The organism is Amycolatopsis umgeniensis (assembly GCF_014205155.1).
GTDB classification, from domain to species: Bacteria; Actinomycetota; Actinomycetes; order Mycobacteriales; family Pseudonocardiaceae; genus Amycolatopsis; species Amycolatopsis umgeniensis.
On the sequence record NZ_JACHMX010000001.1, the window covers coordinates 6,577,653 to 6,601,254 of the forward strand.

17 protein-coding genes are annotated in these 23,602 nt (G+C 69.2%); 12 read left to right on the top strand and 5 right to left on the bottom strand.

Annotation, left to right across the window (positions count from 1 at the left end; genetic code table 11):
- Positions 1–50 precede the first annotated feature (50 nt).
- Positions 51–1,181 carry an ATP-binding protein gene (locus HDA45_RS30765; RefSeq protein ID WP_184906225.1) on the top strand — a complete coding sequence of 377 codons (1,131 nt, stop codon included), beginning with the start codon at positions 51–53 and terminating at the stop codon, positions 1,179–1,181.
- Here the strand turns inward: HDA45_RS30765 and HDA45_RS30770 are convergent.
- The gene (locus HDA45_RS30770; protein ID WP_184901207.1) at positions 1,155–1,793 is read right to left on the bottom strand and encodes a histidine phosphatase family protein; all 639 of its coding nucleotides are present in this window, start codon (positions 1,791–1,793) and stop codon (positions 1,155–1,157) included. The two genes, HDA45_RS30765 and HDA45_RS30770, sit on opposite strands and share 27 nt — an antisense overlap.
- Positions 1,794–1,835: 42 nt before the next feature.
- Between HDA45_RS30770 and HDA45_RS30775 the strand changes: the two genes are divergently transcribed.
- The 8 genes from HDA45_RS30775 to HDA45_RS30810 all read left to right on the top strand — a co-directional run bounded on the left by HDA45_RS30775 (position 1,836) and on the right by HDA45_RS30810 (position 15,635).
- Entirely contained in the window at positions 1,836–3,851 is a 2,016-nt protein-coding gene (locus HDA45_RS30775; protein WP_184901209.1) for a cytochrome c oxidase assembly protein, read from the top strand.
- 294 nt (positions 3,852–4,145) lie between these two features.
- The gene (locus tag HDA45_RS30780; protein ID WP_246480843.1) at positions 4,146–4,592 is read left to right on the top strand and encodes a single-stranded DNA-binding protein; all 447 of its coding nucleotides are present in this window, start codon (positions 4,146–4,148) and stop codon (positions 4,590–4,592) included.
- A gap of 97 nt (positions 4,593–4,689) precedes the next feature.
- Positions 4,690–6,366 carry an energy-dependent translational throttle protein EttA gene (gene ettA, locus HDA45_RS30785; protein ID WP_184901213.1) on the top strand — a complete coding sequence of 559 codons (1,677 nt, stop codon included), beginning with the start codon at positions 4,690–4,692 and terminating at the stop codon, positions 6,364–6,366.
- 16 nt (positions 6,367–6,382) lie between these two features.
- Complete coding sequence (locus HDA45_RS30790; protein WP_184901215.1) at positions 6,383–8,941, top strand: hypothetical protein; 2,559 nt, start codon at positions 6,383–6,385, stop codon at positions 8,939–8,941.
- Positions 8,942–9,286: 345 nt separating this feature from the next.
- On the top strand, positions 9,287–14,260 hold the full coding sequence (locus HDA45_RS30795; RefSeq protein ID WP_184901217.1) for an NAD-glutamate dehydrogenase: 4,974 nt from the start codon (positions 9,287–9,289) through the stop codon (positions 14,258–14,260).
- Positions 14,260–14,679 carry a thioesterase family protein gene (locus HDA45_RS30800; protein ID WP_184901219.1) on the top strand — a complete coding sequence of 140 codons (420 nt, stop codon included), beginning with the start codon at positions 14,260–14,262 and terminating at the stop codon, positions 14,677–14,679. The genes HDA45_RS30795 and HDA45_RS30800 overlap by 1 nt, the downstream gene beginning before the upstream one ends.
- Complete coding sequence (locus tag HDA45_RS30805; protein ID WP_184901221.1) at positions 14,672–15,307, top strand: DUF8010 domain-containing protein; 636 nt, start codon at positions 14,672–14,674, stop codon at positions 15,305–15,307. Before HDA45_RS30800 ends, HDA45_RS30805 begins: the two co-directional genes overlap by 8 nt.
- A gap of 64 nt (positions 15,308–15,371) precedes the next feature.
- Positions 15,372–15,635: a hypothetical protein gene (locus HDA45_RS30810; protein ID WP_184901223.1), complete on the top strand. Its 264-nt coding sequence runs from the start codon at positions 15,372–15,374 to the stop codon at positions 15,633–15,635.
- Here the strand turns inward: HDA45_RS30810 and HDA45_RS30815 are convergent.
- Complete coding sequence (locus HDA45_RS30815; protein WP_184901225.1) at positions 15,632–16,273, bottom strand: DUF305 domain-containing protein; 642 nt, start codon at positions 16,271–16,273, stop codon at positions 15,632–15,634. The two genes, HDA45_RS30810 and HDA45_RS30815, sit on opposite strands and share 4 nt — an antisense overlap.
- Before the next feature lie 87 nt (positions 16,274–16,360).
- Between HDA45_RS30815 and HDA45_RS30820 the strand changes: the two genes are divergently transcribed.
- On the top strand, positions 16,361–17,812 hold the full coding sequence (locus HDA45_RS30820; protein ID WP_184901227.1) for an LVIVD repeat-containing protein: 1,452 nt from the start codon (positions 16,361–16,363) through the stop codon (positions 17,810–17,812).
- Positions 17,813–17,915: 103 nt separating this feature from the next.
- On the top strand, positions 17,916–18,851 hold the full coding sequence (locus HDA45_RS30825; RefSeq protein WP_184901229.1) for a hypothetical protein: 936 nt from the start codon (positions 17,916–17,918) through the stop codon (positions 18,849–18,851).
- A gap of 342 nt (positions 18,852–19,193) precedes the next feature.
- Here the strand turns inward: HDA45_RS30825 and HDA45_RS30830 are convergent, their stop codons facing one another.
- The 3 genes from HDA45_RS30830 to HDA45_RS30840 are packed head-to-tail and all read right to left on the bottom strand — an operon-like array spanning position 19,194 to position 22,140.
- Positions 19,194–20,747 (bottom strand): glycoside hydrolase family 13 protein, encoded by a 1,554-nt coding sequence (locus HDA45_RS30830; protein WP_184901231.1) that lies wholly within the window; start codon positions 20,745–20,747, stop codon positions 19,194–19,196.
- Entirely contained in the window at positions 20,747–21,142 is a 396-nt protein-coding gene (locus tag HDA45_RS30835; RefSeq protein ID WP_184901233.1) for a globin domain-containing protein, read from the bottom strand. The genes HDA45_RS30830 and HDA45_RS30835 overlap by 1 nt, the downstream gene beginning before the upstream one ends.
- 20 nt (positions 21,143–21,162) lie before the next feature.
- Positions 21,163–22,140, bottom strand: coding sequence for a mechanosensitive ion channel domain-containing protein (locus tag HDA45_RS30840; protein ID WP_184901235.1), 978 nt, complete (start codon positions 22,138–22,140; stop codon positions 21,163–21,165).
- 421 nt (positions 22,141–22,561) lie between these two features.
- Between HDA45_RS30840 and HDA45_RS30845 the strand changes: the two genes are divergently transcribed.
- On the top strand, positions 22,562–23,056 hold the full coding sequence (locus HDA45_RS30845; protein WP_037319481.1) for an HNH endonuclease: 495 nt from the start codon (positions 22,562–22,564) through the stop codon (positions 23,054–23,056).
- Positions 23,057–23,602 lie beyond the last annotated feature (546 nt).

The following is a 23,602-nucleotide window of genomic DNA, read 5'->3' on the forward strand; positions in this document are numbered from 1 at the left end:
ACTCGTTCGCTGTTTCAGGATGGCTGATCCGGGGGAGGAGCGGCGTGAGGGTGCTGATGCTCGAGGGCGGGATCCCGGACCGGCTGGTGCGGACCACGTTGCCCCGGCTCGTCCTGGTCCCGGTGGTGTTCCGGCTGGCGATGCTGGTGCAGGCGCTGTGGGCGGCAGGTTTCAGCGGACCGTCGGTGCTGTGGACGTTCGCGGTGCTGCACCTGGTGCCGAACGTCGCCGAAGCGATCTGGGTCCTCCGCGGGTCTCCCGCCGGTACGCGGCTGGTGCCGGTGGCCGACGCCGGGTTCACGGCGCTCGTGACCCTGGGAGCCGCGCTGCCCGCGCAGGACCTCACGATCACGTCGATCACCTGGACCCATCTGATGGGGACGGTGATGCTCTGGACCCTGCTGCGCGGCGCGCTGGCGGGAGCGCTGGTCGTCGGAGGCGGGGTGGTGCTGCACTCCGTGCTGGACCCGGCTTCCTCGCTCGGTCTCTTCCTCACTCTCGCGACGGCGCTGGTGGCGTCACTCGCTGTCGTGGGCCTGGTCGGCGCGTCGATGCGGTTCGCGCTCGGGTTCGGGGAGCAGCAAGGCCGGGCGGCGGAACGCGAACGGCACCGCCGCGACGTCCACGACACCGTCCTGCAGGTGATGGAGTCGTTCGCCATCCCCGCGCCCGCCGACGAACTCGACCCGGCGGCGAGCCTCGACCGGGTCCGCCGCACCGCTCGCGCCCAGGCGATGCGCCTCCGGATCAGCCTCGAGCACGAACCGGCCGGACCCGTCGGACTTCACCAGCGTCTCCGCCTGCTCGCCGCCGAGATGGCCGCTGAGGGCCTGCGCGCCGAGGTCGTCGTCCAGGACGACTGCGGTCCGGAGCTCCCGGAGGAGACGGCCATGGCGCTGCACGACGCGGCCAGGGAGGCCTTGCGCAACACGCTCAAGCACTCGGGGACGAGGCGGGCCGTCGTCAGCGTCGAAGGGATCGGCGGCGGGATCTCCCTGACGGTGCGCGATCACGGCGCCGGATTCGACGTCGGCGACCGGCGGCGCGGATTCGGCCTCGAGAACTCGATCATCGCGCGGATGGCGGAAGTCGGCGGTTTCGCGCGGATCGAATCCAGCCCGGGACTGGGGACGAGGGTGGTGCTCCTCGCTCCGTCAGTCCTGAGTCTCCCCGTCGGGTGAGTCCCGCCATTGGCGGAACGGGCGGTCCAGCGTCCACTTGTCGCCCGCGCGTTCGACGACGCGATATTCGCAGGTCGTGGGATTGGACAGGGACTCGAACAGCTCGATGCTCCAGCCGAAGAGCCGGCGGCACAGCAACCGGATGGTCAGGCCGTGCGAGACGACCAGCACGGTCTTAGGGTGATTTTCGCCGCAGGCCGCCAGTTCGCTGAGGAACGCCGCGACCCGGTCGTCGACGTCCGCCCCGGACTCGCCGAACGGGAGCCGGTAGAAGAAGTGCCCGAATTCGTGGCGGCGTTGCTTCTGGACCTCCTGTTCCAGCGGGTCCTGGAGGTTGCCCCAGTCCTGTTCCCGCAACCTCGGCTCCGGCACGATCCGCTCGCAGGAACTACGGATGTCCAGTAGCCGCAACGTTTCCCGCGTCCGCAGATACGGGCTGACGTAGACCGCCGGCCGCTCCCCGTCGAGGAGTTCCTCGATCTCCGGGCCCGCCAGCCTCGCCTGTTCGCGGCCCGCGTCGGTGAGCGGGAGGGCGTGGTCGGGAATCCGGGTGTAGGCGAGTTCGTCGACGTTGCCGAGCGACTCGGCATGCCTCAGCAGGATGATCCGCACGCCGCCATCTTGCCCCTTTCGCGTCCGGCATACCCTCGTGACGTGCCTTCAGACCCCGAGACGAAACCGGCCCTGCCCGCGCGGAAGGGCGGTGTCCTGCCGCTGGTGTCGATCGGGGCGCTCTTGGCGGCGGTGGTGGCCGTCGGCCTGGTCGCGCTGACCGGCGGTGCCGGTTACGTCATCGCCGGCCTGCCGGATCCGGGGCTGGTGACGCGCTACGGCATCACCGTCGTCCGGGTGCTGGCCGAGGCCGCTTCGGTGCTGTGCGTGGGTTCGCTGCTGCTCGCCGCGTTCCTCGTCCCGCCGCAGAAGTCGGGCACACTCGCCGCGGACGGTTACGCGGCCATCCGCGTCGCGGGTGTCGCCGCGTGGGTCTGGTTCTTCGCGGCCGCCGCGTCGATCTTCTTCTCCGCGGCCGACGGCGCGGGGCGCCCGTTCACCGAGGTGCTCTCGCCGCAGGTGCTGATCGACCTCGTGGACGCCATCGAGCAGCCCAAGGCCTGGCTGTTCACCGCGCTGATCGCGCTGCTGGTCGCGCTCGGCTGCCGTCTCGCGCTGACCTGGGGCTGGACGACGGTGGTCTTCTTCCTGTCCGTCGGCGGCCTGATCCCGGTCGCGGTCACCGGACATTCCGCGAGCGGCGGCTCGCACGACATGGCGACCAACAGCCTGCTGTACCACCTGGTCGCCGCCGCGCTGTGGGTCGGCGGCCTGGTGGCCTTGCTCGCGCTCGGCTGGCGCCGCGGCGAGAACCTCAAGCTCGCCGCGACGCGGTTTTCCAAGCTGGCGCTGGTCTGCTGGGTCGTGATGGCCGTTTCCGGCATCGTGAACGCGCTGGTGCGGATCAGGATCGCCGATCTGTTCAGCACCGACTACGGCCTGCTCGTACTCGCGAAGATCGTCGCGTTGCTGCTGCTCGGTGTCTTCGGGCACCAGCAACGGCAGAAGGGTGTCGCCGGGCTGGTGAACGGCGCCGGCGGCGGGCAGCTGCTGCGGCTCGCCGCGGTCGAGGTGCTGATCATGTTCATCACGATCGGCATCGCCACCGGCCTCGCGAAGACCCCGCCGCCGCAGGAATCGTTCACCCAGCCGTCGACCACGGAACTGCTGATCGGTTACGACCTCTACGGTCCGCCGACCGTGCTCCGGCTGCTCACGGACTGGCGGTTCGACCTCGTCTACGGCACCCTCGCGCTCGTTCTCGCCGGGCTGTACCTCGCCGGAGTCCGGCGACTGCGGCGGCGTGGCGACACCTGGGCCACCGGGCGGACCGTCGCGTGGCTCGCGGGCTGTTTCGTGCTGCTGATCGCGACGTCGTCCGGCATCGGCCGGTACGCGCCCGCGATGTTCAGCGTGCACATGGGCAACCACATGCTGCTGTCGATGGTGGCGCCGGTGCTGTTCGTGCTCGGCGGGCCCGTGACGCTCGCGCTGCGCGCCCTGCCCGCGGCGGGCAAGGACGCCCCGCCCGGACCGCGTGAATGGCTGCTCGCCTTCGTGCACTCGCCGCTTTCACGGTTCCTGACGCATCCTGTCGTCGCGCTCCTGCTGTTCGTCGGCTCCTTCTACGGCTTGTACTTCTCGGGCCTGTTCGACGCCGCGCTGAACTACCACTGGGCGCATCTGGCGATGAACGCGCACTTCCTGCTCGCCGGGTACGTCTTCTACTGGCCGGTGATCGGCGTCGACCCGGCACCACGCCGGATCCCGCCGCTGGGACGGCTGGGGATGATGTTCGCCGCCATGCCGTTCCACGCGTTCTTCGGGATCGCGCTGATGAGCATGCAGACCGTGCTCGGCCAGGACTTCTACCGCGGGCTGAAACTGCCGTGGGTCACCGACCTGCTGACCGACCAGCGGCTCGGCGGCGGCATCGCGTGGGCGTCCGGCGAGCTGCCCGTACTGCTGGTGCTCGTCGCGCTGCTGGTGCAGTGGGCGCGTCAGGACGAGCGGGAGGCCCGGCGCAAGGACCGCCGCGAGGAGGCCTCGGGCGACGCGGATCTGAACGCCTACAACGCGATGCTGAAGAACCTCGCGGACCGGGGCCGGGACTCTTAGCCTGTTCTCCCGTCTGGCCCGGGGCTGAAGGGCCCCTTCCCCTCACCTCGCGTGGTGAAGGGCGCTTTCTCGGCGTCGCATGCGGTGAAAGTCCCCTTCAGCCCCTGCCCGGTAGCACACCCGGCCGACTCTTCCCGGCCCTCCGCCCGGAGTTGTCCACAGGAAGCCCACATCGCCCGGAGTTGTCCACAGATCCGGATCGCACCCATTTTCACCCCTTGATCCGAGGCAGTCTGTGGTCAAGGGGATCACCGGGAGCGGCCCGGATCGAGGAGAAAGGCGAGTGTGATGGCGATGGGTGAAACATGGGTGACCATGATCGGCGACCTGACCAGCGAACCGGTCCACCATCCGCGGCGGGTGCACGGGCACGACGTCGTGTCGTTCGGCCTGCGGAGTGTCGAACGCCGGTACGACAAGGAAACCGGGGAGTGGGGCGAGGGCAGGCAGCTCGCGGTCAAGGTCACCTGCTGGCGAAAGCTGGCGATGGCGGCGTTTTCCTGTCTGAGCAAGGGTGATCCGGTGATCGTGGCCGGGCGGCTGCGCGGCGCCGAGACCGCGGAGGAGATCCCGGCACCTCTCGGTCTACCTGAGCTTGAGGCCTTCTCCATCGGTCCCAATCTCGCGCGCTGCTCCGCCGAGATCCGGCGAGCCGGGCGTGACCGGCCCAGGGCGATCCCGTTGCCGCCGCCCGCCGGGAATCCCATGGTCACCGCACTGGAGGAGGCACCCGTGGCTTGAGGGTCCCGATGCTCGCTCAGTGATATAGGGCTGACTGTCGGTAGTTCGGTGGTGACCGCCGTCAAGGCCGCGATCGGCTCGCTCTACGATCGCTTGTATGGCCGAGTTCATCTACACCATGAAGAAGGTGCGCAAGACCGTTGGGGACAAGGTCATCCTCGACGACGTCAGCACCGCGTTCTACCCCGGCGCCAAGATCGGCGTGGTGGGGCCGAACGGCGCGGGTAAGTCCACCGTTCTGAAGATCATGGCGGGGATCGAGCAGGCCAGCAACGGCGAAGCCTTCCTCCAGCCTGGCGCCAGCGTCGGCATCCTCATGCAGGAGCCGGTGCTCAACGAAGAGAAGACCGTCCGCGAAAACGTCGAAGAAGGCCTTGGCGAGATCAAGGTCAAGCTCAATCGCTTCAACGAGGTCGCCGAGCTGATGGCGACCGACTACAGCGACGAGCTGATGGAGGAGATGGGCAAGCTCCAGGAGGACCTCGACCACGCCGACGCGTGGGAGATCGACTCCGCGGTGGAGCAGGCGATGGACGCCCTGCGCTGCCCGCCGCCGGAAGAGCCGGTCACCCACCTTTCCGGTGGTGAGCGCCGCCGGGTCGCGCTGTGCAAGCTGCTCCTGTCCGCGCCGGACCTGCTGCTCCTCGACGAGCCCACCAACCATTTGGACGCCGAAAGCGTGCTGTGGCTGGAGCAGTTCCTCGCGAACTACGCCGGTGCCGTCCTCGCCGTCACCCACGACCGGTACTTCCTGGACAACGTCGCGCAGTGGATCATGGAGCTCGACCGCGGCCGCGTCGTCGGCTACGAGGGCAACTACTCCACGTACCTGGAGAAGAAGCGCGAGCGCCTCGAGGTCCAGGGCAAGAAGGACGCCAAGCTCGCCAAGCGGTTGAAGACCGAACTCGAATGGGTCCGGTCCAACGCCAAGGCCCGCCAGACCAAGTCGCGGTCCCGGCTGGACCGCTACGAGGAGATGGCGGCGGAGGCGGACAAGCACCGCAAGCTCGACTTCGAAGAGATCCAGATCCCGCCGGGGCCCCGGCTGGGCAGCGTGGTCGTCGAGGTCGAGAAGCTGCGCAAGGGTTTCGACGACCGCGTGCTGATCGACGGGCTGTCGTTCGACCTGCCGCGCAACGGCATCGTCGGCGTCATCGGGCCGAACGGTGTCGGCAAGACGACCCTGTTCAAGACGATCGTCGGGCTCGAGGAGCCGGACGACGGCGTGGTCAAGATCGGCGAGACGGTCAAGCTGTCCTATGTGGACCAGAACCGCGGCGGGATCGACCCCAAGAAGACGGTATGGGAGGTGGTTTCGGACAAGCTGGACTACATCCACGTCGGGCAGACCGAAATGCCCTCGCGTGCCTACGTCAGCGCGTTCGGTTTCAAGGGGCCGGACCAGCAGAAGCCGGCGGGCGTGCTCTCCGGCGGTGAGCGCAACCGGCTGAACCTGGCGCTGACCCTCAAACAGGGCGGGAACCTGATCCTGCTCGACGAGCCGACGAACGACCTGGACGTCGAGACCCTGGGCTCGCTGGAGAACGCTCTCGAGCAGTTCCCCGGCTGCGCCGTGGTCATCTCGCACGACCGGTGGTTCCTCGACAGGGTCGCGACGCACATCCTCGCCTGGGAAGGCACCGACGAGAACCCCTCGCAATGGTTCTGGTTCGAAGGTAACTTCGAGGGCTACGAGAAGAACAAGGTCGATCGTCTCGGTGCCGAGGCGGCTCGTCCGCACCGCGTCACCCATCGCAAGCTGACCCGCGACTGAGGGCCGGGGGTTCCCCGTGGAAGCCAGCAAGCGCCAACGGCCGGGCCTGCCCACCACCATGGTGGGCGGGCGGACGGCTGCCACAGGAGGAACCCTGTCCGCTGTCGGCAGGCTGATCGAACGTGCGGACGCCCTCCACCTGAGGGCGCCCGAACTCGCCTTGGTCCTCGGGGAGCGCGCGGCAGCGCTCGCCGAGGCCGCGGGTGCCGACGAGCAGTGGATCCGTGCGGAGAGCCTGGTGGTGTCCGCTCGGGTCCGGCTCGGCGGTCGTCCCCGGACGGTCGGCAGGGCGGTGGCCGCCCTGCGCGCCGCCGAACACGCCGGCTACGGCGACATCGCCGCGCGGCTGAGGATCGATCTCGCGGTCTGCGCGCGCAGTGTCGGAATCCCGCTGACCGGGCTGGCCGCCCTGCGGCCGCTGCTGGCGGATCCGGCGGTGTCACCGGCGCACCGGGCCGAGGCGTTGTGCCACCTCGTCGGCTGCTTGGCGCAGTTCGGCCGCAAGGCGGAACTGGACCGGGTGCTCGCCGAGGCGGACAAGCTCGTGCTCGGCGACGGCTCGATGACGGCGGATTCGCAGCTGCTGATCCGCGCGATGCTGCGGGTCGGGGTGTCGGCGCACCGTCGTCGCCACGGCGACCTGACGGCGGCGGCCGACGCGGCCCGGACCGGGCTGGGCATGCTCGAAAAGCTCGGGAACCCCGAAGACGACGGGGGTCTCGTCCGGATCCGGCTGATCCTGCAGCTCGTCTGCACGCTGCTGGACAGGGGCGACACGGAGATGGCGCTGGAGGTCGCGCAGCCGATCCTCGACGCGCCCGTCCGGGCCGCCGGGATCGCGCCCGCCGCGTGGCTGCGGCTGGCGGTGGCCACCCGTGTCCTGCTGCCCGCGGGATCAGGGGAAGCCGCGGGCATGCTCGTCCGTGAAGCGGTCGCCGGAACCGAAGATCACAAGCTGTACGCCGTCACGGCGCGGCTGTGGCTGGAACTCGCGCAGATCGAGGAACGGCTCGGCCGGGCCGAGGAGGCCATCGGCTGCCTGCACCGTTCGCGGGCCGCCGAACATCTGCACGCCCGCGCGCGACGGCAGGCGTGCAACGTCCTGCTCGGTGAGTTCGGCGCGGCCGAGAACGCCGCTGTCGACCTCGACGACGTCCTGCGGACCGTCGCCGTGCGGACGCCCGCCGCGGCGGCACCCACGTCCGTGCCCGTGCCCGCTCCGGCTCCGGCCGAAGTGACCGCGGTGATGGCGCCGATCGACGCGGCGCCCCCGAAGCGGGCCGCGGCCGAGCCGCCGGTTCGCCGCGAACCGCCGCGGACCGCGCGGCAGCACCGGCAGGCCGAGCCCGAGCCGGTGCGGAACACGCCTGTCGAGCCTCCGCGTCCCGCCGCTCCGCCGCGTCCGGCGGAGCCGGCCGTGGCGCCTGCCGCCGAGAAGACCGAAGCTCCGGTGTTGAAACCGCCGCCCCGTCCGGAGCCGTCTCGTGACGCCGCGGCGTCCGACAGCGACTGGCGCCGCCGGGTGCCGAGGAAACCTCGGCAACCCAAGCCGTCGATCAGGTTCGAGCCCAAGGCCGAACCCGCCGCGCCGAAACTGATGCCGCCGCCGAAACCGGAGCCCGCGCCGCGTCCTGAGCCCGTATCGCGACCGGAGCCGGAGCCCGCGCGACGCCACCGTCCGGAGGCACCCGCCGCACGCGAGACGCCCCCCGCGGTCACGCGGCCGGAAACCCCGATCCCGGGTGCGCGGCGGCGGCCCGAGGTGACCGTCCGGTACGAGGAGCCGGTGCCCGTTCCGGAACCCGTGGTCCCGGAACTGCTGCTGGCTCCCGAACCCGCCGCCGAACCACGGCCGCGGATCGCGGCCGAGGCCGAACCGCCGCGTCCGCCGGGGACCGCCGCCCCGTTGTGGGAGAGCGACGAGTGGGCGGCCGAGGAGCGTGTCCGCCGCTCGGCCGCACCCGTTTCCCGCAAGACCAGGCACGACGCCGAACACGGTTCCGTTGCGGCGAAATCCGTACTGGACCGGCTCGGGATCTCGAGCGCGGGCGGGCACGGCGGTGGCCGTCGCCGCGCGGACGGTGCCGCGGATCCCGTGCACCCCGAACCCGTGGCCGAGGAACGCGCCGACACGGGACGCGGCCGCCGGGAGCAGCCGCCGGTGGAGTACACGGAACCCGCCGTCCCGCTCGCGCCGCCGCCTCGGGAAGACCCGCCACCGTCTTATGGCGGCGGTACTCGGCAAAGCTCCCAGGAAAGCCCCCGGCAGGGCGGCAAGGAAGAGGTCGCGGATCCGTGGTTGCCGCGCCTGCGGATGCCGCCGGCGCTCGACCCGCTGACCGACACCGGCTCCTGGCGGCCGATCACGCCGTTCCCGGAGAGCTACGCCCGCGCGATCGCGGAGGACGAGCCGCCGCCGGACGCCGGTCTCGCCGATCTGCTCGCCCGCGCGCTCGCCGAGCACCAGGCGGGCACGGCCAGTGCCGCCGCGCTCGTGAAACAGCTCGGTTCCCAGGACTCGGGAAAGCGTCCGGTCAACGGCCGCGACCGGCACCGCGCCAACGGGAGCGACTGACCGGGCGATAGCAAAGGTCCCTTGCTACGCCCCCGGTCGGGGCCCTCGTCGGCTTGAACGATTCAGTCGGCCGGGTGAGACCGCGCGCCGTCGCTTTGCGGGGCAATGGGTGCTGGTCACCCCTGGTACGACGGGACGCGGGCAGGGCCGGACAGACCGCCTATGTGACCCGCGAGTAGCTGAACCGATCACGGCGATTCCGGCATCTGAGCAGGGAAATCTTCGACGGCCGGGAATGACCCGGCCTTGTGGAGCCGACTGTCCGGAGCTGTAGGTTGGGTCTGGTCCGGTACAGAGTCGTGCCGGTCGCGGTGTCAATCTCGCTACAGTGGAGAGTTGCCTCAAATGAGCTCGACGGGAGTCTCGTCCCTGCCCGGAAAAGATGTCGGCACCGAAGACGGCGCCAGGCGCCGGTCGGTGAACCCGGAGCAGATCCGGGACGACCTGATCGACGCCGCCGCGGCGTACGCCCCGGAGATCGGCGACCTGATCCGCCTGTACTACCGGCACATCCCGGCCGAAGAGATTCTCGGTGACGACCCGGTCGACCTCGTCGGCGCCGTCCGCTCGCATCTGCAGCTGGCCAAGGACCGGATGCCCGGCCGTCCCGCCGTGCGGTTGCTGAACCCGACGGGCCCCGAAGACGGCTGGACGCGTGAGGCCACCGTCGTGCAGGTCGTCACGGACGACATGCCCTACCTCGTGGATTCCGTCGCGGCCGAGTTCGCCCGCGACGGCGTGCAGGTGCAGCGCATCGTGCACCCGATCGTCGTGGTCAGCCGCGATCTGACCGGTGAGCTGCTGGCGGTCCACCCGGACGCCGATCCGGCCGAGCCGCCGTCCAATTCGGCGGCCGAGTCCTGGATGTACATCGAGATCGACCTGGTGACGGACCCGAACCGCGCCCGCGAGCTGGACAACCGGCTTTCGTCGGTGCTGGGTGACGTGCGCGAGGTCGTCGAGGACACCGACAAGATGGCGGAGACGGCGCGCCGTCTCGCCGACGAGCTGGACGAGAGCCCGCCGCGGCTCTCCGCGCGCGAGGTCGCCGAAGGTGCCCGGCTGCTGCGCTGGCTCGCCGACGGCCACTTCACCTTCCTCGGCTACCGCCGCTACGAGCTCATCGACAATCCGCACCCCGACAGCGAAGAGCCCGCCCTGCGCGCCGTGCTCGCCACTGGGCTGGGCGTGCTGCGCCAGGACAGCCTGGCCGCGCGCAGCCTCACCGCCGGTCCCGACACGGCGGCCTCCGCGCTCGCGCCGACGCTGCTGGTGCTGACCCAGGCGAGCGCCCCGTCCACGGTGCACCGTCCGGTCCACCCGTACTACGTCGGCGTGAAAACGTTCGACGACAAGGGAAATGTCACCGGCGAACACCGCTTCCTCGGCATGTTCACCACCACCGCCCTGCACGAGAACGTGCTGGACATCCCGGTGGTCTGCAACCGGGTCCGCGAGGTCATCCACCGCGCGGGCTTCCCGATGGAGTCCTTCTCCGGACAGCGGATGCTCGAAGTGCTGCAGAACTGGCCGCGTGCGGACCTGTTCTCGGCCGACACCGACTCGCTGTACTCCACGACGACGGGCGCGATCACGCTTTCGGATCGCAGACGGCTGCGGCTGTTCCTGCGCCGTGACCCGTACGGCCGCTTCTACTCCTGCCTCGTGTACCTCCCGCGAGACCGCTACACGACCCGTTCGCGGCTCGCGATGCAGGAGGTCCTGCTCGAGGAACTCGAAGGCACGCAACTGGAGTACAGCGCGCGCATCGGGGAAACCGTGCTCGCGCAGGTGCACTTCATCGTGCACACCGATCCTTCGCAGCGGTCCGAGCCGGAGACGCTGCGCATCCAGGAACGGCTCAACGAAGCCGTGCGCAGCTGGGACGACAGGATGGTCGAGGCGATCCTCGCCGAGCGCCGCGAGCGCGCCGGGGACAGCGGCGTCGCGATCGGCCTGCTGGGCGAGGAGTCCGCGGGCGAACAGGGCCAGCGGTTCGCCGCGGTGTTCCCCGAGGGCTACAAGGAGGACTTCACCGCGCTCGAAGCGCTCGCGGACCTCCGCGCCCTGGAGTCGTTGACCGACGAGGGCGACCTGTCGATGTCGTTCTACCTGCCGGCCGACGCCGAGCCGGGGGAGCGGCGCTTCAAGCTGTACCTGCGCGGCGAGGGCGTCACGCTCTCGCAGGTGCTCCCGGTCCTGCAGCGGATGGGCGTCGAGGTCGTCGACGAGCGGCCCTACGAACTGCGCCGGGAAGACGGCGGCCGGTCCTGGATCTACGACTTCGGCCTGCTGATCGATCCGCAGGTCCTCGACCACGCGGACCACGACCTCCGCACCCGCTTCCAGGACGCGTTCCACGCCGCCTGGCGCGGCGACTGCGAGGTCGACGGCTTCAACGGTCTCGTCCTGCGCGCCGGGCTCACCTGGCGCCAGGCGGCCATCCTGCGGGCCTACTCGCGGTACCTGCGCCAGACGAAGATCCCGTTCTCGCAGGAGTACATCGAGAACACCGTCCTCGCGCACACCGACATCGCCACCGCGTTGGTGCGGCTGTTCGAGACCCGCTTCGACCTCGCGCTCGGCACCGAGGTCCGCGCGTCGCAGGCCGATCAGCTCACCGCCGAGATCGGCAAACTGGTCGACGAGGTGACCAGTCTCGACGAGGACCGGATCCTGCGGCGGCTGATGGCGGTCATCCTCGCCACGCTGCGCACGAATTACCACGTCACCGACGGGGACGGGAACTCCCGTCAGTACCTCGCGCTCAAGCTCGACCCGAGCGCGGTGCCCGAACTGCCCGAGCCGCGGCCGAAGTACGAGATCTTCGTGTACTCGCCCCGGATCGAGGGTGTGCACCTGCGCTTCGGCGACGTCGCGCGCGGTGGCCTGCGCTGGTCCGACCGCCGGGAGGACTTCCGCACGGAGATCCTCGGCCTGGTCAAGGCGCAGGCGGTCAAGAACGCGGTCATCGTGCCCGTCGGCGCGAAGGGCGGTTTCGTCGTGAAGCGCCCGCCGACGGCCACCGGTGACCCGGGCCTGGATCGCGACGCCCAGCTGAACGAGGGCATCGCCTGCTACCGGATGTTCATCTCCGGCCTGCTGGACGTGACCGACAACCGCGTCGAGGGCAAGACCGTCCCGGCACCGGGTGTGGTCCGCCACGACGGCGACGACAGCTACCTCGTGGTCGCGGCGGACAAGGGCACCGCGAAGTTCTCCGACATCGCCAACGAGGTCTCGGCGCACTACGGATTCTGGCTCGGCGACGCGTTCGCTTCCGGTGGCTCGGTCGGCTACGACCACAAGGCCATGGGCATCACCGCGAAGGGTGCTTGGGAGAGCGTCAAACGCAACTTCCGCGAGCTGGGCAAGGACAGCCAGACCGAGGACTTCACCGTCGTCGGCATCGGCGACATGATGGGTGACGTCTTCGGCAACGGAATGCTGCTCTCGGAGCACATCCGGCTGGTGGCCGCCTTCAACCACCTGCACATCTTCCTCGACCCGAACCCGGAAGCGGCCTCCTCGTTCGCCGAGCGCCGCAGGCTGTTCGACCTGCCGCGTTCGTCGTGGGAGGACTACGACCGTTCGCTGATCAGCGAGGGCGGCGGGATCTACTCGCGTTCGGCGAAGACCATCCCGGTCAGCCCGCAGGTCCGCGAGGCGCTCGGGCTCGCCGAGGACGTCACCTCGCTGGCCCCGGCAGACCTCATGCAGGCGATCCTGCTGTCGCCGGTGGAACTGCTGTGGAACGGCGGCATCGGCACCTACGTCAAGGCCGAGAACGAGACCCACGCCGACGCGGGCGACAAGGCCAACGACGCCTTGCGCGTCAACGGGAACCAGCTCCGCGTCAAGGTCGTCGGCGAGGGCGGGAACCTGGGGCTGACGCAGCTCGGCCGGATCGAGTTCGCCCGCGCGGGCGGCAAGATCAACACTGACGCGCTCGACAACTCCGCCGGCGTCGACTGCTCCGACCACGAGGTCAACATCAAGATCCTGCTGGACCACCTGGTCTCGACCGGATCGCTCGGCGCGGAGCAGCGCAACGAACTGCTCGAGCAGATGACCGACGAGGTCGGCGAGCTGGTGCTGGCCGACAACTACCGGCAGAACGCCGTGCTCGGTGTCAGCCGGGCGCACGCCGGGCCGATGGTCTCGGTGCACCAGCGGCTCGTCGCGGCACTGGTCGCGAAGGGCGCTTTCAACCGCAAGCTCGAAGCGCTGCCGAGTTCGGCGGAGTTCCGTGCGCTGGAGAAGGCGGGCGAAGGCCTCACTTCCCCGGAGCTGGCGACGCTGCTCGCGCACGTCAAGCTCGACCTCAAGGACGAGCTGCTGGCGAGCGAACTGCCCGACTCGGAGGTGTTCTCGCGACGCCTGCCCGAGTACTTCCCGAAGCCGCTTCGGGAACGCTTCGGCGACGCGATCTTCCAGCACCCGCTGAAGCGCGAGATCATCACGACGATGGTGGCCAACGAGGTCGTCGACGGCGCCGGCATCTCCTACGTCTTCCGCCTGATGGAGGAGATGAACGCCACCGCGACCGACGCCGTCCGCGCGTACGCCGTGGTCACCCACGCGTACGACCTGCCCTCCCTGTGGGCGCAGATCGACGCGCTGGACAACGTCGTGCCGACCGAGGTCGCGGACGAGATGATGCTGGAGACCCGCAGGCTGCTCGACCGGGCCGCCCGCTGGTTCCTCACCAACCGGCCGCAGCCGCTCGCCCCGCTCGCCGAGATCAACCGGTTCGGCCGGGTCGTCGGCGAGCTCGCTCCGCGCGCCCACGAACTGCTTCGCGGTGTCGAGTGCGCGTCGGTGGACGCGAACACGGCGCGGCTGGTGGAGAAGGGCGTCCCGACGGAACTGGCGGAACGCGTGGCGCTGCTGCTGCACACCTTCGGCCTGCTCGACGTCACCGACGTCGCGGAGCTGGCCGAGCAGCAGGCGGGGATCGACGCGGTGCACACCCCGTCGGACACCGCGGGCCTGTACTACGCCCTTTCCGACCACCTCGGCATCGACAAGATGTTGACGTCGATCAGCGGTCTCGAACGCGGCAACCGCTGGCACGCCCTCGCGCGGCTCGCGTTGCGGGACGACGTCTACGGTTCGTTGCGGGCGATCACGCTGGACGCGTTGCGGCACAGCGATTCGGGTACGGATCCGGACGAGAAGATCGTCCACTGGGAGAAGACGAACGCCTCGAGGCTGCAACGGGCCCGTGTCGCGCTGGACGAGATCAGCCAGTTCGGCAAGCTCGACCTGGCGACGCTGTCGGTGGCGGCGAGGCAGATCCGGAGCACGGTGAGGTAGTGAGCTACATTTCCCTGATCCGGCCGCGCTGGTCGGATATGGACGTCTACGGGCACGTCAACCACGCCAACCTGGTGACCCTGCTCGAAGAGGCGCGGATCCCCCTGCTGTTCGGGGATGCCGTCCGGGCCGGGCTCACCGAACTGCCCAAGGGCATCGTGGTGGTCAAGCTGGCCGTCCATTACCGTTCGCCGATCGTGGTGTCCGATCAGGACATCCGGGTGGAGATCTCGTTGAAGGACTTGAAGCACGCCAGCTTCACCCTCGGCTACCGGGTGCATGACGGGCCCGCCGAGGCCGACAAGGTCGCGGTCACCGCGGAGACGGTGCTCGCGCCGTTCGACACCTCCTCGGAGCGGCCCCGGCGGCTGACCGAGGACGAACGCGCCTTCCTGGAGAAGGGGTTCGCGGATGCCTGAACTCGTCATCCCGGACGCGGGTGACCGCGAGACGCTCGGAGCGTTCGTGGCCAGGGCGGTCCGGCTCGATCAGAACACGCTGGTGCGGTTGCGGCAGCGCGGCGACGGCGTCGTCGAGGCGTGGAGCGCGACACCGTTCGAGGTCCTCGCCACCAGGGCGGTCGCGGGCGACATCACGCCGTCGGACATCACGGTGTCCGGGAACGAGCTGCTCGCCGCGCTGACCATCGCCGGCGGCGAGCGGATGGATCCGGGCCCGACTCGTGACCTGATGTGGCATTCGGAGCTGCCCGCGCCCGGCCGCTGGCAGCTGGTGGACGAACTGCCCGCGACGGTGATCTCGGAGCTGGCCGATCGCGGGGTCACCCTCGCCCGCGACAACGTCGGCCCGCACGGCAACCCGCCCGCGTCGCTGATGGACCAGGCCGTGCTCACCGTCACCGGCGGCGAGCAGGAGATCAAGGTCCAGATGCGGTGCCTGTTCGCGCTGTCCGGGATGGGTTTCCTCGACTCGTCGATCGCCGACGACGTCGTCCGGATCACCGCGACCGATTCGTGGATGCGCATCGACGCCCGCTACGGCGCCGTCCTCAAACGCCGCCACGCGCTCCTGCCACTGCTCTTCTGACGGCTTTCTTACCGCTTCACACCAGCGGGTGGCTTCCGGCCGCCCGCGGTGTCAGGCTGTCCCCATGAGCGACAAGGACGGGGAGGACCCGACAGCGGATTTCCTCGCGGAAGTCCGGCCGGAGGAGACGCCCTGGCGCACCGAGCGCCCGCCGGGTGAGGAGGCGCCGGAACGCGCCGAACGCCCGGAGAAATGGGGGCGTACCAAGGCCGCCGGACGCGCCGCGGCGCAGGCCGCGCCCTACGTCCAGGCCGCCGCGCTGGCGACCTGGATCGTCTCGGGCACTCTCGACGACTCAGGTGACATGGGTTCTTCCGGCGACGCTTAGAGCTTCGCGCGCATCGTCTTCATCCGCTCGATCTCGGCGGTCTGGCCGGTGATGACCTCCTGCGCCATCTCCTGCGCCTTGATCTCCACACCCTTGCCGAGCTGGGTCTCGGCCATCGTCAACGCGCCCGTGTGATGCGCGATCATCAGGTCGAGGAACATCTTTTCGAACGCCACGCCGCTCGCCGCGCGCAGATCCGCCAGCTGGGCCTCGGTCGCCATGCCCGGCATGAGCGCGTGGTCATGGCCCGCGCCGTGCCCGGCGTGACCCTCGCCGGGGACCGGCTTGCCGCGGTCGGACAGCCAGGTCTTCATCATCGCGACCTCGCCGTCCTGCGCCACCGAGATCCGGCCCGCGATCGCCTTGATCTGCTCGTTCGCCGTCTTGCCCGGCACCAGATCGGTCATCACCTTCGCCTGCTGGTGGTGGGGGATCATCATCGTCATGTACTCGACGTCGGCGTCGTTGGGCTGAGCGCGGTTCACCGGTCCGGGGGAGCCGGTGCTCGCCTGCTCACCCGGCTTGCCCGGCACGATTACCGGCGCGCTCTGGGCCGGTGTCGTGGGGGATTCGTCGCCGGTGCAGCCCGAGACGACGAAAACGGCGACGAGCAGCGCCGATGTCAAACATTTTCTCATCCCGGGAGAACCTCCGTTGGTTGGTATCTGCTGAGCCTAAATAAGTAATAAGGTTCGCGTAAAGCTGGGTGGAAGGAGAGTCGTATCGTGCTGCAACCTGGGCTGAAACGTCGCTTGACCAGGGTCTTCGTCGCGGGGGCCGCGGTCGCCGCCCTCGGAGCCTCCAGCGCGTTCGCCGCGCCTGCCGTCATCGCGGAGCCGTCGGCGACCACGATCCCGGGTGTGGACGAGATCGTCCACAGCCCGAACCTCCGGTCGATCGCGAACATCCCGCAGCAGGGACCGTTCACCAAGGACTCGACCGGCACCGACATCGCGTTCACCAAGGGGCACGCGATCATCGGCACGTACGACGGCTTCAACGTCTACGACGTCCGCAACCCCTACCGCCCGAAGATCGTCAGCCAGGTCCTGTGCCCCGGCGGGCAGAACGACGTGTCGATCTCCGGTGACCTGCTCTTCCTCTCGACCGACGCCTCGCGCAGCGACAACTCGTGCGCCAGCGTGGCGAAGCCCGCGTCGGACAAGACGGCGTGGGAAGGCATCAAGATCTTCGACATCTCGAACCTCGCGGCGCCGAAGTACGTCGCGGCGGTCGAGACCGACTGCGGTTCGCACACCAACACCCTGGTGCCGGACAAGCGCGGCAAGGACGTCTACATCTACGTCTCGTCGTACGCGCCCGCGGCCAACCTTCCCGACTGCCAGCCGCCGCACGACAAGCTCTCCATCGTCAAGGTCCCGCTGAAGGACCCGGCGAAGGCCTCGCTCGTCGCGACGCCGGTGCTGTTCCCGGACGGCGGCAACGCCGGCGGCGACAACCCCGACGGCACCCGCCGTTCGGCGACCACCGGTTGCCACGACCTGACGGCGCTGCCGGAGAAGGACCTGATGGCCGGTGCCTGCATGGGTGACGGCGTCCTGATCGACATCTCCGACCGGCTCAAGCCGCGGGTCCTCAACCGGGTCCAGGACAACGTGAACTTCGCGTTCTGGCACAGCGCCACCTTCAACAACGACGCCACCAAGATCGTCTTCACCGACGAACTCGGCGGCGGCGGCATGGCGACCTGCCTCGAGAAGTTCGGCTCCACCCGCGGCGCCAACGGCATCTACGAGATCACCGGCCGCGGCGACAACCGCAAGCTGGAGTTCCGCAGCTACTACAAGATCCCGCGGCTGCAGTCCGAGACCGAGAACTGCGTGGCGCACAACGGATCGCTGATCCCGGTGCCGGGCAAGGACATCATGGTCCAGTCCTGGTACCAGGGCGGCGTTTCGGTGTGGGACTTCACCGACTCGAAGAAGCCGAAGGAGATCGCGTACTGGGAGCGGGGCCCGCTCTCGACCGAGAAGCTCGTCGGTGGCGGGACGTGGTCGGCGTACTGGTACAACGGCCACATCTTCTCGTCCGACATCGTGAAGGGCCTTGACGTCCTGGACCTCAACGACTGGCGGACCTTCCCGGCGAAGTTCGTCCGGCAGAACCAGTTCAACGCCCAGACGCAGTACAAGCTGCACCCGGGCTTCAACAACTGATCCAGTGGTGCCGTGAACGGTCCGTTCCTCGCGAAATTGCGAGGAACGGACCGTTTCCTTGTGCTTGGCTGAACCTGACAGCAAGATCACCTGGGGGTTTCACATGAGAATTCGTCAGAGACTCACCGCGCTCCTGGCCGTCGGGGTGATGGCGTTCAGCGCCGCACCGGCCGCGGCGAGCGCCACTTCCCTGATCGCCGAGCCCACCGTGACCTCGGCCGAGTATCCGGATGACGGTGCCTGGCACCCCGGCGCCGGCGTGCCGGGCTCATTCACCTTCGACGCAGGCGGAGACAGCACGGTCGTCGGGTTCTACTACGGGAACACCGATCCGGCGGGCACTTACGTGGCGGCGAACCACATCGGCGGATCCGCGACGGTTTCCCACACCCCGCAGACTTCCGGCCCGAATGATCTCTACGTGGCGAGCGTCGACAGCGCGGGCAACCGGTCGCCTCAGCACGTCCACCACTTCTATGTGAAGTCGACGGAGCCCCGGATCACCGGATCCCGGGAAACCGGCGTCGGGATGCCCGCGGAGTTCCGCTTCAGCCCCGGCATCGCGGATGTCGTCTCCTACACCTACCGGATCGACGACGGGCCGGAGGCGACCATCGCGGCCGCGGCGGGCACCACCACGATCGCGAACATCGTCACGGCGACCAGAGGTTCTCACCGGCTTTACGCGTGGAGCACGACCGGCGCGGGATTGACGTCCGGCACCGCCAGCTGGATTTACGTGGCCAGTGACGCTCCGCGGGTGGCGAGCACCGACTACCCGGACTCCCAGAGCAGCGGAGGCCCCGGCGTCACCGGCGTCTTCACCCTGACCCCTCGGATGCCGGGCGTCGTCGAGTACGTCTACTACCTCAACGAGGAGTGGAGCAATCCGATCGTGGTCCCGGCCGGAGCCGACGGCATGGCGAGCTTCACCTTCACCCCCGCGGCGTCGGGTTTCTACCCCATCCAGGTCTACAGCCGGAGCGCTGACGGCACCCGGTCGAGCGCCGGACGCGACCACTACATCGTGGTGAACTAGCGCCCTCGTGAGTGGCGATGCGGGTTCTGTTGAGGGGTAAGGCAAACGTGTCGTGGTCATGGGTGGGTCGCGGGGTGCGTTGCGAACGCCACTTTCGCAACGGTGAAGGTTGCGAAAGTGGCGTTCGCAACGCCTGCCCGTGGCTGTAAGTGCCAGGTCGGGTGGGTCGTGAATGGCAAGCGGTGTTCCAACCCGACTTGCCGATCACGACCACCTGGACTCACTCGGTACCTGCGCCCTGGTCGCGCCACCGCCACCCTGATGTCGCGAAAGCCACTTTCGCGACATCAGACGTCCCGAAAGTGGCTTTCGCGACACTCGAAGCCGACACGCTGTGGACTCTCAGACGAGCCAGGCGGCCGCGTCCGGCGGCAGTTTCCCGTTCACCAACGGGACGCTCGAGAGCAGCACCTCGCCCGGCGGCAGCGAGATCGGGCTCGCCGACGTGTTCAGCGCGCACACCAGGCCGCCGCCGCGCCGCCGGAACGCGAAACAGCCCGCCGGTGCGCCGTACCACTCGAGGTCTTCACCGCTGAAAGCCTTGTGCGACTTACGGATCTCGATCGCCCGCCGGTACAGCGACAGCGTCGACGCGGGATCCTCCAGCTGGGTTTCCACGGTCACCGAAGCCCACGAAGCGGGCATCGGCAGCCACGTACGCGGATTCCGCGAGAAGCCGAACGGCGGCAGGTCGCCTTCCCACGGCAACGGCACTCGTGACGCGTCCCGGCCGAATTCGGCGCCGGAGGTCTTGGCGCGCGGGTCCGCGAGCGCGTCGGGCGGAAGGTCGACGTTGCCGAGTCCCAGCTCCTCGCCGTTGTACAGATAGACCGTGCCGGGCAACGCGAGCTCGACGAGCGCCATCGCCCGCGCGCGCCGGACGCCGCGTTCACCGCCGCCGTACCGGCTGACCTGCCGCCAGACGTCGTGGTTGCCCAACGTCCAGGTGGCGGCGGCACCGGCCGATTTCGGCACCGCCAGGGACCGCTCGATGGCCGTCCGCAGCGCGTCCGCGTCGAAATGCGTGAGCACGAGCCGGAAGTTGAACGCCAGATGCAGTTCGTCCGGCCGCAGGTAACGCGCGAGACGTTCCTCGTCGGTCACCCAGATCTCGCCGACGGCCATGGTGCCCGGGTACTCGTCGAGCACCTTGCGGATCATCTGGTGGATCTCGTGGACGCGGTCGTTGTCGAAGCGCGGGTCGTAGAACTCGCTCGGCCCGAGCGGGTTCACCCTCGGGTCCATGTCCGGCAGGCCCGGCGGTTTCGCCATCCCGTGCGCGACGTCGATGCGGAAGCCGTCCACGCCGTGGTCCAGCCAGAACCGCAGCGTCCGTTCCAGATCGGCGGCGACCTCGTGGTTGGCCCAGTTCAGATCCGGCTGCTGCGGCGAGAACAGGTGCAGGTACCACTGGCCGTCCGGGACCCTGGTCCACGCCGGGCCGCCGAACGCGCTGACCCAGTTGTTCGGCGGCAGGTCGCCGCGCGGGCCGAGCCCGTCACGGAAGACGTAGCGATCCCGTTCCGGGCTCCCCGGCGGCGCCGCCATCGCCGATTTGAACCAGGCGTGGGTGTTGCTGGTGTGATTGGGGACGACGTCGATGGTGACCTTGATGCCGCGTTTGTGCGCCTCGGTCAGCAGGACGTCGAAGTCGCCGAGGGTGCCGAACATCGGGTCGACGTCGCGCGGATCGGCGATGTCGTACCCGTGGTCTGCCATCGGCGAACGGTAGAACGGCGTCAGCCACAGCGCGTCGACCCCGAGCAGCTCCAGGTACCCGAGCTTGCCGCGGATGCCTTCGAGGTCACCGACGCCGTCCCCGTCGGAATCGGCGAACGAGCGCACGTAGACCTGGTAGAAGACCGCCTGGTCCCACCAAGCCACGTCGCGCTCCATCAGACGAAACTGTTCATCATGCTGTTGGCGGCCATCTCCAGATACGCCCACAGTTGCCCGCGGTAGGGCTCCTCGATGCGCTCCTCGTCGACCGCGATCTTGATGCAGCGCAGCCAGGCGTCACGTTCGATCGGGCCGATCTTGAACGGCCCGTGCCGCATCCGCAGCCGCGGGTGACCGCGCTGATCCGAGTACGTGTGCGGGCCGCCCCAGTACTGCATGAGGAACAGCCGGAAGCGCTCCTCGGCCGGGCCGAGGTCCTCCTCCGGGTACAGCGGGCGAAGCACTTCGTCGACCGCCACCTCGGCGTAGAACCGCGCGACGATCCGGGTGAACACCGGTTCACCGCCGATCGCCTCGTACAACGTCGTGGGGTCTGGTTCGCTCACGGACACAGCTCCATTCTGCCCTTGTCCTACTGACCGGCGGGGCCGGACGACATAAAGCGCCCCAGAGGTGGCTCGAAACCCGCCTCGTCGAGCGCGGCGAGCAGGTGCGCCCGCAGCGCGCGCTGCACCGCCCACTGCTTGCCGGGCCGGACCTTCACCGTCAGGCGGAGCTTGATGCCCTCGGGGGTCACGGTCTCCACGCCGAGCATCTCGGGCGGCTCCAGCACGTTGGGCGCGAGTCCCTCGCTCTCCAGCAAGGACGTGGCCTTGCCCGCCATCAGTTCGGTGGCCTTCTCGACGTCGGCGGAGTAGCTGAGGGGCACGTCGACGACGGCCACGGCGAAGCCCTGGCTCGAGTTGCCGACCCGCAGCACCTCGCCGTTGCGGACGTACCAGACGGTGCCGTTGATGTCACGCAGGGTGGTGATCCGGAGGCCGACGGCCTCGACGGTGCCGGACGCCTCACCGACGTCGACGACGTCACCCACTCCGTACTGGTCCTCGATCATCATGAAGATGCCGGAGAGGAAGTCCTTGACGAGGTTCTGGGCGCCGAAACCGAGCGCGACACCGACGATGCCGGCGGAGGCGATGATCGGCGCCAGGTCGATGCCCAGTTCGCCCAGCACCAGGATGAACGCCAGGCCGTAGATGAACAGTGTCGCCACCGACTTGAGGACCGAGCCGATGGTGGCGGCGCGCTGACGGCGTCGTTCCATCACGGCCGACCCGAGGACTTCGGGAGCCTTCTCCCGCAGCGGTCTCAAGAGTGCGGGCAGCTTCGAGGAGCCGCTGGGAATCCGGGTCACGCGGTTGATCAGGCGCCGCACCACGTAACGCAGCAGGAACGCCACGGCGACGATCATCAGTATCTTGATCGGCTTCGTCAGCAGCCAGCCGGCCGACGCGGAGAGCCATTCGTTGTTTGTGACCTGGAACACCTGGCCGCACAAGGTGCTGGCGTCCTTCGTGCAAGCCGGGGGTTCGGTGGGCAGCAGGTTCACGGAGAAGAAATGTCCTTTCGTACTCGGCGGGGTTCGTTCGCGCTGCTCGGCGCGGTGGACGCCCCGGCGGATTCGAAAAACCCGACATCAGGTGGCCGCCGGGTCGCGCGCATGTGACACGTCCAGTAACACACGTGCACTTTGGGGCTGATCTGTGGTCGACTATGCCTGCACCGGTGGAGGTGGTCGAGTGCCAGACCGACAACCCATCCCCCTCGGCGTCCCGAGCCAAGCCTTGGCCGGACAGGCGCCGGAGGTCGTGTTGCGCGCTCATCCGGGAGGTGCCCCCTCGCACGGGGCTCCACCGGGCGGGCCGGGAACGCGGCCAGGGGGTGTTGCCCGCCCGCCCGGACAGCGTAGAGGGCGGGATCCGTCGACTTCGGCGGTACCCACCACGACTTCGTGGGGCCGCAGACGGGTATTGCTGTTGAACGCCACGTTCGAACCGCTCACGGCGCTGCCGTTACGGCGCGCGGTGGTCCTGGTGATGTGCGGCAAGGCCGAGGTGGTGCACGGAGACCCGGGAGGGCTCGAGCTGCACGCCGCCACGGTTTCGCTGCCCGTGCCTTCGGTGATCCGGCTGAGCACCTACGTGCGCGTGCCCTACCGCGCGCAGGTGCCGCTGACCCGGGCCGGGCTGATGCACCGTGACAGGTACCGCTGCGCGTACTGCGGAGGACGGGCCGAGACCATCGATCACGTCGTCCCGCGCAGCCGTGGCGGTCCCCACAGCTGGACGAACTGCGTGGCCTGCTGCGCCAAGTGCAACCACCGGAAGGCGGACAAACTGCTTTCCGAGATCGGCTGGCGGCTGCGCGTCGTGCCGAGGGCCCCGCACGGGCCGCACTGGCGGCTGCTCGCCCACTCCAAGGAGGCCGACCCGCTGTGGCGGCCGTACCTGGGAACCGCGGCCTGACCGGGTTCTGAAGACGTCGGCGCCCCGGCTGCCTTTCGGCGGCCGGGGCGGGCCGATGATGCCGTTGTGAAGCTCTCTACCGCTACAAGTACGCCGTCAGCCGGTCGTGCTCAGGCTCAGGCGGCGAGGGAGAAGTCGCTCTGGCAGGTGACGCGCGTCCCACGGGTGACGCGGGTGCCGCGAGTGACCCGGGTACCGCAGGTGACGCGGGTTCCGGCCGTCACGCGGGTGCCGCGAGTGACGCGGGTGCCACGGGTGACACGAGTGCCGGCGGTGACGCGAGTGCCACGGGTCACGCGAGTGCCGCGAGTGACCCGGGTACCGGCGGTGACCCGCGTACCGCGAGTGACGCGAGTACCGCGCGTAACCCGTGTGCCCGCCGTCACACGCGTACCGGGGACGAATCCAATTTCGAAGAGTGACGAAATGTCGTCGATGATCGCCTGGCCGGGTGTCTGGGTGCTCTGCATGACATATCCTCCTGCGACCGGTGCGTTACCTGCTGGGGTGTGGGAGCTGGGCGCAAGGCCCGTACAGGTGAAAAAG